This is a genomic window from Limosilactobacillus gastricus DSM 16045 (assembly GCF_001434365.1).
GTDB lineage: Bacteria > Bacillota > Bacilli > Lactobacillales > Lactobacillaceae > Limosilactobacillus > Limosilactobacillus gastricus.
The window spans coordinates 33,313-47,582 of sequence record NZ_AZFN01000017.1 but is presented as its reverse complement, the minus strand read 5'-3'; the positions used below and the strand labels follow the sequence as shown (position 1 = coordinate 47,582).

Annotated in this window: 17 protein-coding genes; 8 read left to right on the top strand and 9 right to left on the bottom strand. The window is 41.5% G+C overall.

Translation table 11 applies throughout. From position 1 onward, the window contains the following. Nucleotides 1-53: 53 nt before the first annotated feature. On the bottom strand, nt 54-1,052 hold the full coding sequence (locus FC60_RS06665; RefSeq protein WP_056937656.1) for an NAD-dependent epimerase/dehydratase family protein: 999 nt from the start codon (nt 1,050-1,052) through the stop codon (nt 54-56). Between the two features lie 128 nt (nt 1,053-1,180). Between FC60_RS06665 and FC60_RS06660 the strand changes: the two genes are divergently transcribed. Then, nucleotides 1,181-1,726 carry a TetR/AcrR family transcriptional regulator gene (locus tag FC60_RS06660; protein WP_156399306.1) on the top strand — a complete coding sequence of 182 codons (546 nt, stop codon included), beginning with the start codon at nt 1,181-1,183 and terminating at the stop codon, nt 1,724-1,726. 100 nt (nt 1,727-1,826) lie between these two features. On the opposite strand, the gene FC60_RS06655 is transcribed toward FC60_RS06660, so the two are convergent. From FC60_RS06655 to FC60_RS06630, 6 genes are all read right to left on the bottom strand, one after another. Further along, nucleotides 1,827-2,258, bottom strand: coding sequence for a universal stress protein (locus FC60_RS06655; protein WP_056937654.1), 432 nt, complete (start codon nt 2,256-2,258; stop codon nt 1,827-1,829). Nucleotides 2,259-2,270: 12 nt separating this feature from the next. Then, nucleotides 2,271-3,689, bottom strand: a complete 1,419-nt coding sequence (locus FC60_RS06650; protein WP_056937653.1) for an amino acid permease — start codon at nt 3,687-3,689, stop codon at nt 2,271-2,273. Nucleotides 3,690-3,899: 210 nt separating this feature from the next. After that, the gene (locus tag FC60_RS06645; protein WP_056937652.1) at nt 3,900-4,514 is read right to left on the bottom strand and encodes a sugar O-acetyltransferase; all 615 of its coding nucleotides are present in this window, start codon (nt 4,512-4,514) and stop codon (nt 3,900-3,902) included. A gap of 45 nt (nt 4,515-4,559) precedes the next feature. After that, nucleotides 4,560-5,216, bottom strand: a complete 657-nt coding sequence (locus FC60_RS06640) for an HD domain-containing protein (RefSeq protein ID WP_056937651.1) — start codon at nt 5,214-5,216, stop codon at nt 4,560-4,562. Between the two features lie 9 nt (nt 5,217-5,225). Then, on the bottom strand, nt 5,226-5,732 hold the full coding sequence (locus FC60_RS06635) for a nucleoside 2-deoxyribosyltransferase (protein ID WP_056937650.1): 507 nt from the start codon (nt 5,730-5,732) through the stop codon (nt 5,226-5,228). A 1-nt stretch (nt 5,733) separates the two neighbouring features. Beyond that, nucleotides 5,734-6,465 (bottom strand): deoxynucleoside kinase, encoded by a 732-nt coding sequence (locus FC60_RS06630; protein ID WP_056937658.1) that lies wholly within the window; start codon nt 6,463-6,465, stop codon nt 5,734-5,736. Nucleotides 6,466-6,688: 223 nt separating this feature from the next. Here FC60_RS06630 and FC60_RS06625 point away from each other — a divergent pair, with 223 nt between their 5' ends. The 4 genes from FC60_RS06625 to FC60_RS06610 all read left to right on the top strand — a co-directional run bounded on the left by FC60_RS06625 (nt 6,689) and on the right by FC60_RS06610 (nt 11,660). Beyond that, complete coding sequence (locus FC60_RS06625; RefSeq protein WP_056937649.1) at nt 6,689-7,243, top strand: TetR/AcrR family transcriptional regulator; 555 nt, start codon at nt 6,689-6,691, stop codon at nt 7,241-7,243. A 120-nt stretch (nt 7,244-7,363) separates the two neighbouring features. Then, nucleotides 7,364-10,132, top strand: a complete 2,769-nt coding sequence (locus FC60_RS06620) for a hydrophobe/amphiphile efflux-3 (HAE3) family transporter (RefSeq protein WP_056937648.1) — start codon at nt 7,364-7,366, stop codon at nt 10,130-10,132. Nucleotides 10,133-10,279: 147 nt separating this feature from the next. Beyond that, nucleotides 10,280-11,122 carry an alpha/beta fold hydrolase gene (locus tag FC60_RS06615; protein WP_056937647.1) on the top strand — a complete coding sequence of 281 codons (843 nt, stop codon included), beginning with the start codon at nt 10,280-10,282 and terminating at the stop codon, nt 11,120-11,122. A 25-nt stretch (nt 11,123-11,147) separates the two neighbouring features. Next, the gene (locus tag FC60_RS06610; RefSeq protein ID WP_056937646.1) at nt 11,148-11,660 is read left to right on the top strand and encodes a DapH/DapD/GlmU-related protein; all 513 of its coding nucleotides are present in this window, start codon (nt 11,148-11,150) and stop codon (nt 11,658-11,660) included. Here the strand turns inward: FC60_RS06610 and FC60_RS06605 are convergent. Beyond that, nucleotides 11,647-12,063, bottom strand: coding sequence for a hypothetical protein (locus FC60_RS06605; RefSeq protein WP_056937645.1), 417 nt, complete (start codon nt 12,061-12,063; stop codon nt 11,647-11,649). The genes FC60_RS06610 and FC60_RS06605 overlap by 14 nt on opposite strands. After that, nucleotides 12,038-12,436, bottom strand: coding sequence for a helix-turn-helix domain-containing protein (locus FC60_RS06600; protein ID WP_056937644.1), 399 nt, complete (start codon nt 12,434-12,436; stop codon nt 12,038-12,040). The genes FC60_RS06605 and FC60_RS06600 overlap by 26 nt, the downstream gene beginning before the upstream one ends. Before the next feature lie 101 nt (nt 12,437-12,537). Between FC60_RS06600 and FC60_RS06595 the strand changes: the two genes are divergently transcribed. The 3 genes from FC60_RS06595 to FC60_RS06585 are packed head-to-tail and all read left to right on the top strand — an operon-like array spanning nt 12,538 to nt 13,700. Then, nucleotides 12,538-13,014: a pyridoxamine 5'-phosphate oxidase family protein gene (locus FC60_RS06595; RefSeq protein WP_056937643.1), complete on the top strand. Its 477-nt coding sequence runs from the start codon at nt 12,538-12,540 to the stop codon at nt 13,012-13,014. Next, nucleotides 13,014-13,364 (top strand): MmcQ/YjbR family DNA-binding protein, encoded by a 351-nt coding sequence (locus FC60_RS06590; RefSeq protein WP_056937642.1) that lies wholly within the window; start codon nt 13,014-13,016, stop codon nt 13,362-13,364. Before FC60_RS06595 ends, FC60_RS06590 begins: the two co-directional genes overlap by 1 nt. A gap of 9 nt (nt 13,365-13,373) precedes the next feature. Continuing rightward, entirely contained in the window at nt 13,374-13,700 is a 327-nt protein-coding gene (locus FC60_RS06585; RefSeq protein ID WP_056937641.1) for a putative quinol monooxygenase, read from the top strand. The last annotated feature ends 570 nt before the right edge of the window (nt 13,701-14,270 follow it).

Here is a 14,270-nt window from a genome sequence, read left to right as displayed (position 1 = left end):
AGTGTCCAACTTTAAGGGTTCACTTCAAGCTGGAATTTTCAGCTTCATCTTTTTTAAATAATCTGGTAATCAATTAAATAATTGGCGGTATCCAGTAAGGTGGTTTTGAGGGGGTGTGGGCTCCATTGTAACAGTTTGATTGCCTTCGTATGGTCGCGATGATATTTTAGACCGACCATGGTATTAATAATTTTCATTTGATCTTGAAATGTGGCAAGGAATGAGACCAAAAAGTTAGGAATAGTGATGGATTTAATTTTCCGTTCGGGATACTTAACTTTTAAAAACTGGGCAATTTCGGGCATGGTAATTTCTTGGCTTTCGGCAATAAAACGTTGATTATCGGCTTGTGGATTTTCCATCGCGAGAAGATGGAGTTGGGCTAAATCACGGACATCAACAATGGGATAAATGGCTTTAGGACATGGTGAGTTTTTAAAGATCATTTCAAAAATTTGATCGGTACTACTTCGTCTACCGGCCATGAAGGGACCGATGATTGCTCCGGGTAGAATGGTGGTTAGTTTGGTAAAGTTTTGTTGATCAATTAGCTGCCAAGCAGTTTGTTCTGCGATAATTTTAGATTTTTGGTAATTAGTCAGCCAACGGTTGTTTAAGTCGGTCCAAAAGGTCTCGTCAATATTCGGTCGCAAGTCTTTTTTATCGGGATAATTAGCGGCTTCACTAGAAGTCATTACGACTTTTTTGACTTTTGCTTGGATCGCGGCACGAAGAACATTGATGACCCCCTCTTTAGCGATGTTAATTAGCTCTGGATCGCTATGACGATGACCGCTTAGGGGTGAAGCTGCATGGATCAGATAATCAACGCCATCCATTGCCTGATCCCAGCCATCGGGATTCGTTAAGTCCGCAACCGCAAAGGTGAGTTGTTGCGTATCAACTCCTTCTTGATGAAACATCTCTCGAATCGTCTCGGCTTTTTGCGCATTGCGGATGGTGGTTCGGACCTCATAGCCTTGTTCCAGTGCTTGCCGGATAATCCAGCCAGCTAAAAACCCAGTCCCGCCAGTAACCAAAATTCTTGTCATTTTAAATACCTCCGTAAATGTGCAACACGAGTTGCTAAAAATATTTAAGATAAATATAATGAAGAAGTTAGCTAGAAACAAGCATCAATTAAATGTTAAGTGAAACTTATGCAACATAGGAGGTCAAAGTGTTGCCAAAAACAGACAAAAAGTTAGATCGACGGACGGCCTATACGCGCATGGTTATCAAAACCGCCTTATTTGATCTGTTAGCGGAAAAACAATTATCTAAAATTACGGTGAAGGAGATCTGCGAACGTGCACAAATCAATCGAGCAACTTTTTACCGTAATTATTTAGATATTTACGATTTGTATGAAAAGATCGAAACCGAATTAACCACTGATATTTTTGCGGATAACAAGCTGGAGCAAAGTCGCTATCAATTACTGGATGTGATTTATCATCATCAAGCCTTTTATCGGGAATTTTTCAATTCGCAATTAGAAAGTAAATATATTAAGGATACCGTTGCCGGTTTGGCAGATCAGATGAAAACGATCTTGCTTAAGCGTGGCAGTTTTGATGAAGCGACCTTTGAACTTACTTATCAATATAACTATTATGGCGTTATTGGGGTGATTAAAGAATGGCTAAACGCTGGGTGTCCAGTGGGGCCACACGAGTTTGGTGATCGGCTATTTGCCATTGTCGAAAAGCAGTATCAGGAATAGAATCAGTTGGAAAAGCAATAGGTTAGACTCACGGGGCAGGCTTTTATGACCGCAAAAGAGGCTGGGAAGAAATGAATTCGTTTCTTCCCAGCCTTTAGCTTTATTTAACGATCAGGACATCACATTTCGAGTGACGAACGACATAACCGGTATGAGAACCAATTAGCATGGCCTTGACCCGGTTAATCCCCGTATTTCCTAAAATGATGAGATCGATGTTAAATTCATTTGGTAACTCGCTTGCTAGCAGGGTTCGAATATCACCGAGCCGTGGGACGGCCTGTACATCCTGAACCCCCTGATCATGGGCTTGTTCAATTAAGGGATCAAGTTCTTGGACGGCTTTAATATATAGATCTTGATAAAAATCGTCATTGACATTAAAAGTAACGTCCATTCCACGATCGCGATTGACAACACGGGTGAGATAGAGAGTGGCATTGAGCGCTTTGGTCAGTGCCACTCCTGTATCATAGGCCCGAGTTGAATTATCGGATCCATCAATCCCGACTAATATTCGCTGATATGTCATGATTTCAACCTCCTAATCGGCATTAATTTTAGAATGCTTACGACCGTATGTGAAGTAAAGGGTTAGGCCGATGGCCAGCCAGACGAGAAATCTCAACCAGGTTTCCCAGTTTAGACCCGCAATTAAGACTAAGCAAAATCCAATGGATAGGAGAGGTGTAAAAGGTACTCCTGGAGCCCGGAAACCACGTTTTAAATCAGGTTGTTTCCGGCGCATGTATAAAATCCCGGCCGAAACTAAGATAAAGGCCGTTAAGGTCCCGATATTAACTAATTCTGACAAAATGTTCAAGTTGATTAAGCCACCAGCTAGGGCGGTCACGATCCCAAAGAACCAGGTCCCCTTGGCGGGAGTTTGATATTTTGGATGAATATCACTAAAGAATTTTGGAAAGAGACCGTCCCGCGACATTGAATATGAGATTCGGGATTGACCGTATAAACAGACTAGCATGACCGTGGTCATCCCCACAATGGCGCCCAGGCTAACGATAATTGACAACCATAGTTGACCGGTTTTATGTAAGACTGCCATAATTGGGGCGTTTAAGTAATTGGCAAAACCGGTATATTTGACGATTCCCGTCATAATTAAGGTCATAATGACGTATAAGATGAGCGAGATCACAAGAGACAAGATAATTCCTCGGGGAAGCGTCTTGCTGGGGTTAATGGTTTCTTCGGCGCTGGAAGAAACGGCATCAAAGCCAATAAAGGAGAAAAAGACAATGGATGCGGCCGGGATAATTCCCGTAGCCGTTCCGCCGTGGTAGGAATACCAACCATATGGGTTGAAAGGATGCCAGTTAGCAGTTTTAACGAACCAGACTGTGCAGATGATAAAGAGGAGGACAACCCCGATTTTGATAATAACCATTACATTGTTGACTTCTTTAGTCTGTGTAATCCCAATCGAGATAATCCAAGTGATGATCAAAACAATTAAGAAGGCAGGTAAATTAAAATAAGTGGTTACTCCCGGAGTGGTCCCAGCGGCTGCCGTGAGAACTGTAGGGAGGTGAATGCCAAAATCACCAAGAAGACTAACCAGGTAACCCGACCACCCCGCCGAAACCGTTGCCGTGGCAAGGGAATACTCTAAGATGAGATCCCAACCGATAATAAAGGCAATAATTTCACCAAAAGCGATATAAGAATAGGTATACGCTGATCCCGAAATCGGAGCGAGCGAGGCGAATTCAGCATAACAAAGAGCCGCAAATCCACAACAAATCCCGGCGATTAAAAAAGAAACTGACAGGGCGGGGCCAGCCGTGAGGGCCCCTTTACCCGTTAAAACAAAAATCCCGGTACCGATGATGGCGCCGATTCCTAAAAAGGTTAGATCCATCGTTCGTAAAGTTCGCTTCAGGGGCGAACGCTGATGTAGTAAGCTATTAACATCCTTTTTGCGGAAGATTGAAGATCCCATTTCCATTGACTTCCTTTCGTAAAAAATTAAAACTAAATTAGAAATTAATTAGAATTGTAGTGGGTCAAAGGAAATTCGTAAAGATCTTAAATTTAATTGCGTAAATTCAAAAGTTTTGTAAACAAATTAATTAATTTTATTAGGTAACTTCAAAAATGAAAGCGAATAAAAATAACCACTGCCATGAGCAGTGGTTAGAGGCTTAACATATTAATAAGGGAACTCCGTTAAGCGATCATCAGCGGTAATTTGACGAATAACTCGTGCTGGCGCCCCGACTGCCAAACAATTATCCGGAAGGTCATTAGTCACTACAGAACCCGCTCCGATAACACAGCCCTTACCAATAGCCACCCCCGGACAAACCGTTACATTCGCGGCTAGCCAGCAATTGTCACCGATGGTAATGGGTTGTCCATATTCATAATTAGTTTCGCGACCATCGGCTTGCAACCGAACATTACGTTGTTGATAGGTGAGCGGATGTAAGGGAGTGGCAATCGTTACGTTGGGTCCAAGCATGACATTATCGCCAATTTTAACCGGACAGACATCGAGAATGGTTAAGTTGAAATTAGCGTAAAAGTTTTGACCGACGGTAATGTTATCGCCGTAATCAAATTGAATGGGTCCTTGGAAATAAGCGCCTGCTCCTTGATGGGGGACTAAAGTCGTAATAATCTCCGTGCGCTTTTGAACATCACTTTCCGGAGTTTGATTATATTCTAAACACAATTCGTGGGTTTGCTGGCGATGTTTTGCTAAATCAGGGCTACTAGGATCATAAGGTTGGCCGTTCAACATTTTTTGACGATTTGTATCCATAATGGCACTTCCTTTTTGCTTTGATTATATCAAATCCCAAGTTAGCTATTGAAGACCATCCCATTCATCCTTAAAGTCATCCAAAAAATTAAGCATCACAATTTGACGATCAGCGGCAATTTGGCGGGCCGCCGGCGTATTTAACATATCTTTGATTTTGAGCAGTTTTTCATAGAAGTGATTAATAATGGTCTCATCAGCTAAATTTCGGTAACTTTGCTCATCAAGATACTCGCGAGGAGGGATCGAAGAATCATAAATCTTTTCTTGGTGTCGGGCGCCATAATAAATGGCACGGACAATGCCGATTGCGCCAATCGCATCTAGCCAATCGGCATCTTGGACAATCTGACCAGCTTTTGATAAGCTCGGCCGCTCTCCGTTTAGAGTTTTGGCAAAGGACATTTGCGTAATGATGTCCATGACGGCGTCGATATCGGACGAAGTGATTTGATTCGTTTGTAAAAAGGTCCGTAATTGAGCCACGGCTTGGTCCTGATCAGCAACTAATTTGGGATCGATCGTATCATGAAGATAAGCGGCCATCACTGGAATCGTTGCATCCACTTGTTCAGCCTCGGCTAACCGGGTTGCTAGATTAACAACCCGCATCACGTGATCCATGGCGTGACCGGTTTGATCGTCATTCAGCGCTTCTTTTGCGTAGGCCTTAATGGCGTCTAATTGGTGATTATTAAGCATAGGCTCCCCTTAAATGACTGGATAAGGTACGTTTGGTTGAGCCATCGGATGATTAAAGTTGAAATCCGCGAGCTGGTCGAAATAGTTCGGTTGTAGCCAGGTACTGACACCACGCGCGAGCATAAGGTTAACCTCATAGTCTTCCGCCGGTTTTTGTGAAAAGGGGAGCAGGATAATTGGTTTATGTAAGGCCACAAACATCCCAAATTCAAAAGCAATTCCAACGTCTTCTTGATCCATATCATAAAGCGCGACACAAACATCACTATTACCCACGGCATTGACGTCGTTATTGTAAGTCGCTACTTGCCATTCTAAACTTCCAAAAACCCCCTCTGGGTCATGGTCAATGAGGGCATCTTTATACTGAAAATCAAATGGTTGGTGGACGACCCCGACCGTTGCGTTCGTTTCTAAGACCTCGAGTGCCTTGGTAACGCGCGCTTTTTGTTGGTCGTTAAAAAAACTAGTGGCCAAATAAACTTTGGTAATCGGTTGAGCTTGTGTGTTCTTCATCTTAGCCCTCCTTGAGCTGGTTTGATAGCTGTTGATATTGTGAAAGCTGAATTGAACCCAGATTGAATAATTCGTCGTAGATGGACTGAAGCACCGTTTGTTGGTCAGCAGCATTATTCATAAAGTCATACTGATCCCCGTCAATGATTAACAAAGGTGAAGCATCGTACTCATCTTTCCAACGGTCATAATATGATAATAGAGTTTGGTAATAATCAACCAGGGAAGCATCATTTTCAATCTGCTCATACTCACGGCCCCGCTTTTTGATTCGTTTAACCATGGTCTCGTATGAAACGTCGATCATGATCATTAGGTCTGGCGCTTTTTTGTGGGCGGCGTAGGGGAGTTCCTCTAACATATTATTGAGCAATGATTTATAAATGTCATACTCGACCTTGGTCGCGTTTCCCATATCGGTATTCATGCGCATGAAGATTTCATCTTCATAAATAGAACGATCCAAGATATTGTTGTCGTTTTGCATGGCTTGTTTAATCATGGCAAATCGCCGATTCAAAAAGAAAGTCTGGAGTAAGTATGCGTAAGGGTTGGTAGTATTCTGGTCCCCAGCTGCCCGCTTTTCCGCGGCAATTTCGTTACCTTTATAAAATAAGGGGAGGACCGGATTGTCGTCTACCGGTTCAAAAAATGGTTTCGTACCGAGTCGATCGGCTAAAAGAGTAGTTAAACTGGTTTTACCAGAGCCAATAATTCCACTTAATGTAATCAAGATAATATTCAACTTCTTTCTGTATAAAGCATCCCCAATTGGATCTTAATGCGAATTTTTCAACTCATCTATCTTAAAATGAATTACTCAAAAACACAAGATCTTGTGTTTTGGTCTTAAATGTGCATACTAGATCTAGTTTTGGCAAAGAGTCAAAAAGAAAATTTCTGACATAGCTGTTATGGGTGAGTATAATAAAGGCGATGGAATGGAGGATGGAGCAATGGTAACGCAAAAACAAGCGCGAACTCGGCGGGATATTATTATGGCGATGGAGCGCTTATTGTCGGAACAAAAATTTGAGGTAATTACAATTAATGAAATTTGCCAAGAGGCCTTAATTACCCGCAGTACTTTTTATCGTTATTTTCTTGATAAATATGAATTAACGGAAGCGCTCATTCAGTATTTGGGCGAGCGGGATTTAATTATGCTTGATCAGGGATCGCTAATTGCCCAAGTCACCAATTTTGTTGACAAGAATGTCAAAATTATTAATAACCTAAATCCTTCAAACCAACACAAAATGAATTTTTATGTTGAATTTGTTAAGTTAGTGGAAAATTCCTTGCAGGCCTATTTTGAGATTAACCAGGACCATCAAGACGATCCCTTTATTCGGTTGTTTCAATCGGTGGATGACCGTGATTTATGGATCAAGTTTGTTGCAGGTGGCTTATCATCAATTATCATCAACAACCCTAACCCCGATGATCATTTTCGGCAAAAGGAAATTATTGATTTTATCTCAGAACTAACGGATCGTTTAGTAAAATAACACAAAAAGACGCTACTGTATGATTTTAGAACAGTAGTGTCTTTTCGTTGCTTGGATTCGATTTTATAGCTCCCTAAAATAAACACTTATGAGAGAGAACTTAGCTAGGGAGATGAATAGATGTTTAATCGAATTGCACATCATATTTTAAAACATGTCAAATGGTACTTGACCGTTATCGCGATTTTAACGGTGGCCTTTGGTTGGGGGATGACCCGTTTAACTATTAAAATGGGAAACGAGGTCTTTGTTAATAGTCATTCAGCTATTTATAAGCATACGCAAACCTACCAAAAATACTTTGGTGGGGATGCCGCTTATTTGATGCTTAGTGGCAAGCAATCAGACATTATTTCCCACCATACGATGCAAAAGGTGGCCAAATTTAGCGACAAAGCCGAAAAAGTTGATAACGTTAAGTCAACGACCACGATTGTTAACTCCTTAAATCAATTATTAGCCAAAACTGATTTTTCGTCGTTAATGGGTTCGATGTCCGATCAAGAAGTGACGAAACTAGAAAAAGATGTTCAGGCTAATTTAACGACTAGTCAACAAAATCAACTAACAAGCCAGGTACAAGCCTCCTTAACTAGTGATCAAACCAGTCAAGTTAGCACGTACGTATCTTCATTATTAACCACGGATCAGCAAAGCCAGGTGACGACTTATACTAATAGTCTCTTGACAACTGAACAAACGGCAGCTATTAAGCAAACGGCTATGGGACTATTAACCACTCAGCAACAGGCACAATTAGCGCAAGCCGCAGCTAGTGGTCAAGATACCAGTAGTTTGTTACAAACTAGTTTAACCAGTGAACAGCAAGCTCAAGTACAAGCAGCCACCTTAGCCCAATTAACTGACCAACAAAAACAAGCGGTCCAAGCCTATACCTTGACCTTGTTGACGGATCAACAAAAGCAACAAATGCAAACCTATACCTTGTCGATCTTAAATGATCAACAAAGGTCTGCCATGATGAGCGCGGCGGTGAAGATGTTGCCTAAGGTTCAAAATATGTCAACGAGTCTTTTGCGGGATATTCTGTTGGACCAAAACGGAAAGGTAAGGAGCCAATTCCAACAATTGTTACCTCAAAATGGCCGGAATATGCTAGTGTTGGTTAATACGACCAGCGCTTCGATGAACATGGTCACGGATGTCCAGTTACGGACCGACCTGCATCAAGCTTTGCAACAGACTCATTTTGGAAAGACCTATCGGGTGCGTTTTGGAGGTCAACCATTAATCCTCGGAGAAGTTAATAATGTCGTTTGGCATACTATGGGTGAATTGCTGATCTTCGCTGTGGTATTGATGATTGTGGTCCTGGCAATTATCTTTAAAGTTCGGCGGCGATTACTATCATTAGCTTTCGTGCTCATTGGTTTAATTTGGACTTTTGGAATTATGGGCTGGCTCGGGATCCCGATTACGATTGCGACCATGGCAGTTTTACCAATTGTGATTGGGCTAGGGACCGACTTCGGGGTCCAATTCCATAATCGATATGAAGAGGAATTTAAGAAGAGTCATGATTATCAAGCAGCTACCTATGCCGCTATTCCAAAAATTGGACCTGCGGTGGGTGTGGCCTTAATCATGATGACCCTGAGTTTCTTGACGATGATTATCTCCAAAGCCCCGATTATGCAACAATTTGGGGTTACCCTAGCCTTCGGGGTCATTAGTGTCTATCTTGTGGAATTCGTTATGATGTACACTATTAATCCTCTCCGCGATCGGCATTTCAAAGCTAAAGATGCTAAGCTACCAAAGCCTAGTCGTGTTGGGGGAATCTTAGCCCGGTATGCTAATTTTGTGATGAACCATGCGGTGATTGTCTTGATTTTGGGAGTTTTGGTTGCGGCCACCGGATTTTGGGCGGAAACAAAAATCCCAACCGAAACGAGTTTGATTAAACTAATTCCATCCAATATGTCATCACTGGTTCAGACCAAAGGGATTCAACGACATGCCGGTTCGACCACTTATTTGACTTACCTCGTTAAGGCGGATGATGTTCGGCAAAAAGATAATCTGGAGAAGATTGAGCAACTCGGTAATCAAGTGAACCGTAAATATAAGAATGTTGAGAGTGTTCAAAGTATCGCGACCGTTTATAAAGAAATCGATGGTAATTATGCGGGATCACAAAGTCAAATCAACACTCAAATCGCTAATTTACCAACCACTTTGACGGATACCACCATCAGCAAAAATCATCATTATGCTGCTATTCAATTTAAGGTTAAGCGTAATTTATCTTCTAACCAAGAAAATAAATTGATGAAACAAATCAATCGTCAGATTGCGGGTAAGCAGGGCCAGTTGACCATTTCGCCGGCGGGTTCTACCATGATGCAATTAGTTGGGGTGCAAAATATGACCGCTAATCATTATTTGATTATCGCCGCCGGATTAGTAATTATTTTTGTTACGCTTCTGATCGTTTATCGTAGTATTAAAGTGGCCTTATCACCATTATTACCTATTGTGGTGGTCTTGGGAGCTTCCCCGTTAACCATCTGGTTGCGTGGGGGCCAGTATAACCCAATAACGATTGTGTTGAGTTCATTGGTCTTAGGAATCGGGATTGAATTTACGATCCTACTTTTGGAACGGTATCAAGAAGAAATCCAGAATACCGATACCCGAAGAGCGATGTTACGGTCGGTTCAATCAGTCGGATCAGCCATTACCGTTTCTGGGCTTACGTTAATTGTTGGCTTCGTTTCCTTAATGTTTGTGAACTTCCCTGGATTAAATGCTCTTGGGGTAAGTACGGTGATGGATACGGCCTATTCCTTAATTGCGGCCTTAACCTTCATGCCAGCAATTATTCAGTTAACGCGGGATCGAAAAAAGGATCAAGATACAAAGTAAAATAAACTGAAACTTGAAAGATTTTGTTTTATCGTAATGAGAAAACTGGGTAACTCTTGAGAGCTACCCAGTTTTTTGTTGATAATTCTTGAGTCACCAGCGCTAAAGTTATTATAATTTAGTTATCACATTACTGGAGGCGTGGACATGAAATATCAAACGATTGATGTTGATGGTATCAAGATTTTTTATCGAGAAGCAGGGGATCCAGCTAAGCCAACCCTACTTTTACTGCATGGTTTTCCCTCTGCTAGTCATATGTTTCGCGACCTAATGCCTGCCCTAGCGGATCATTTTCATCTGATTGCTCCCGATTATCCAGGTTTCGGGCAAAGTCAGAGCCCGGATCGGGATCATTTTGCTTATACATTTGACCATTTAGCTCAGGTGATGGATCATTTTCTGGATCAGTTGAAGATTGATCAGTTTTTAATGTATGTCTTTGATTATGGAGCGCCCATCGGTTTTCGACTGGCAAGTTGGCATCCAGAAAAGATAGTTGGAATTATCAGTCAAAATGGGAATGTTTATGAAGAGGGGTTAGGGCCTAAGTGGGCCCAACGAGCTGAGTATTGGCAACATCCTACTCCAGAACTACGACGCCAATACCAAAGTGCTTTTGCTAGGGAGACGGTGATTGGTCAATATACTTATGGAACTCCAGCTGGAAGCGTTTCGCCGGATGGTTATTCTCTGGATCTATACTATGCGGCCACAATTGACGACTATGCCGAGAAACAATCCGATTTAATCTTTGATTATCAAAGTAATGTTCGTTTGTATCCACAATTCCAAGCTTACTTACGCCAATATCAACCAAAACTACTGGCGATTTGGGGAAAAGAAGATCCATCTTTTATTTGGGCGGGGGCCGAAGCCTTCAAAAAGGATCTCCCAGACGCAAGGATTATTCCAGTAGCTAGTGGGCATTTTGCTTTAGAGAATTGTTGTCCCCAAATTGCGACTGAAATTATTAACTTTTTTGGATGAATAGAAGAAAAGGGAACGTGGGAATATGAAGTTGTCAGCCGAACAAGAAAGCCGAATTCAAGCTAATATCCGTGCAATCCAAAAGTTAAACAACAGTTCCTTGTCAGATGCGGAAATTCGGCAAAGCCTAAGTGCAATTATTCAATCACCGATTGATGAAACGAACACGATTCGACTACCATTGTTTGTAGATTCCGGCGTAAATATCCATTTCGGTAAACATGACTTCATTAACGTTGGCGTAACTTTAGTTGATTTAGGCGGAATCTATTTTGGTGATCAGGTTTTAGTGGCGCCCCAAGCGAGGATTTTAACCGTTAATCATCCTTTAGATCCCCAGATACGTCAAGCAGGGGATTTAGAATTACATGCAGTTCATCTAAAAGACAACTGTTGGATTGGCGCCGGTGCAACGATTTTACCGGGGGTCACGGTGGGGACGAACGCGATTGTGGCTGCCGGGGCGGTGGTGAGCCATGATGTTCCGGATAATGCAGTGGTTGCTGGAGTGCCAGCAAAAGTGATTAAATATGTATAAACAATAAGGCTGGAAAGAAACGAATTTGAAGTTTCTTTCCAGCCTTGTGTTTGATTGAATTATTGATTTGATCTACTAGATGGCGCGGATTTTCAACTCCGATCACAATACGATCGTAATCTTCATCATGGAGTTGAATTACCACTGGCTTACTAGTGCGCTTAATATTAAAGAAGGTTTTATCACCGCCTAAATAAAAGGTACCAGCATAATAGATTCCAGGAATGGCAGTTCCGGGATTTTGAAAGCCTTGCACAAGATGACCGAAGATCCCTTCGTCAATCGTGGCACCACTAATGTGGTCAAGCAGGATACTAAGTTGGCGTTTGACGGCCCAGACTTTATCAAGCCCTTGGGGTTCAATAATTAATTGTTGATTATTGATGGTTACGCGGTTTTCCATGAGGAGCTCCTTTCAGTTGACCATGTTTTAAAATGGCTTGGCCTAACAGATTAACTAAAGTGGTCGACGAATATTGTTGACTCCAGTCCGTTACTAATTGATTGATTTTTTGATCGTGGCTAGTCAAGTCCATTAGGGCGATGATGACTAAGTCAATCGTTGTTTCACTGGTTGGATCAACGCTGATGGCCTGTTCTAAAGTAGCTAGAAACATTCCACGTTTGCTGCCAAAACTGGCGTATAAACTGCCACGTAAGAGTCCAGTTGCTTTTACTAAGTCATCCAGTGAAGTCCCTTCATAGCCATACTGGATGAAGGTTTGGCTAATAGTAGAAATGACGGTAGCTTGATCAAATTTTTTATTTCTACCCATGATCTTATTATAAATTATTTTTGAACGTTCGGTCAATAATAAAATTGAATGACTAGTCAAAAATAAAATAATGGTAAAATATAAATATGAGGAGGTGCATTATGCGACCAGCAGTACCAATGTTAAATGATCAGCTCACAGCCGATGAATTTTTACATATGATTGTCACTAATTTTCAATCGGTAGTTTTCGGGACAGTAGATGCCAACGGGGATCCTTTTACTAATGTGGCTGATCTAGAATTATGCATTGATCAACAATTGATTTTTGCGACAACCTATCAAAAAGCTTTTTACCAGCGCTTGAAAGGTCATCCACGCCTTTCCATCACCGCTTTACGAGGAGAAGAAACCTTAGAGAGTGTCGGTTTTACCTTGAATGGAGTAGTGAAAGAAGTTAACCGGGATTATTTAGATCAAATCTTTGCACTCCATCCCGAAATGGAGCAAATCTCGGCCAATCAGAGTGAGCGTCGGGAGTTGTTACGTCCCTTTGCGATCACCCCGTTGAATGGTTCGGTCTATGACCTACGGCAACAACCAATATTTCAAAAGCGCTTTGATTTTGGAGAAGGTTAATGGATAAAGCAGCAATTTTAAAATTAGTAGCAGAAAAATATAATACTCAGCCGGAGGCGGTCTTCAAAAAATATCCGGACTACAAAGTTTTGCGGCATCAGCGCAATCGAAAATGGTATGGTCTGTTGATGGATGTGACGGGGGATAAGCTGGGATTAGCCGATCAGGCAGAACACGCAGTATTAAATGTGAAATTGGATCCGGAACAAGTGGCCATTTTACAAAAAGCGGCTGGTTTTCTACTGGCCTATCACATGAATAAACAGTATTGGCTTTCGATTTTAATCGATCAGGTCTCAGATCAGCAAATTGAAAGTTTACTAGACCAAAGTTATCGACTAACCGAATAGGAGGATGAAATGAGTTTAACAGTTAATCTATACTATACAGGTCAAAATGGGGCGGCCCAAAAATTTGCTCAAGCTATGGAAGAGCAAGGGATAGCCCAACGGATTCGCCAGGAAGCGGGAAATGAGAAATATGACTACTTCATTCCAATGGATGATCCAGAAACCGTGATGCTAATCGACCAATGGACTGACCAAGCGGCCTTGGATCGTCACCATGATTCGCCAATGATGCAAGAATTAGCACAATTACGGGAACAATTTGATTTGCATATGCGGGTAGAACGGTTTGTAACGGTTGATGCTAACCCAGCCGATGAAGAATTTATTCGTAAATAAAAGCAGGTAGGAAACTAATTTAAGTTTCTTGCCTGCTTCGCTTTTAAGCTTTTTCTACTTATATTCCCCTTATCATACCGAAACGATTGAAGAGATCAACAATCCATTACCCACTATCTTTGTCACCACAAATCATGTGTACTACATCTTGTTATTTTTAAATGATTATATATAATAAAAACAAGTTGATGCCTAGGGAGTAGCTACCCTTAGTATCAACCTAGTGATATATAATTGAGACACGATCATACCCCTCAAGTTCATCAATTACGGAGGTATAGATCAGTGAATTTCAATATATGGAGACGTAAGCATGCTGACAATTGCTTGCCTACTGATCTTGCGATTAGACAAGATTATCTTGGCTATTACAAGTATGTACGTAGCAATTAAAAAAGCTAACCATGACGATAATCCATAGTTAGCTTTAACGATGTTTGTGTCTCAATCACGATTGAGGGTCAACCAGTACCAGTGGTTGGCTCTCTTTTCATTTACAATATTAAACTATGGTTGCTTATAAATCAAGGTTTTATATAATATTGCATTTGCGTCTAATTTTAAACTCTC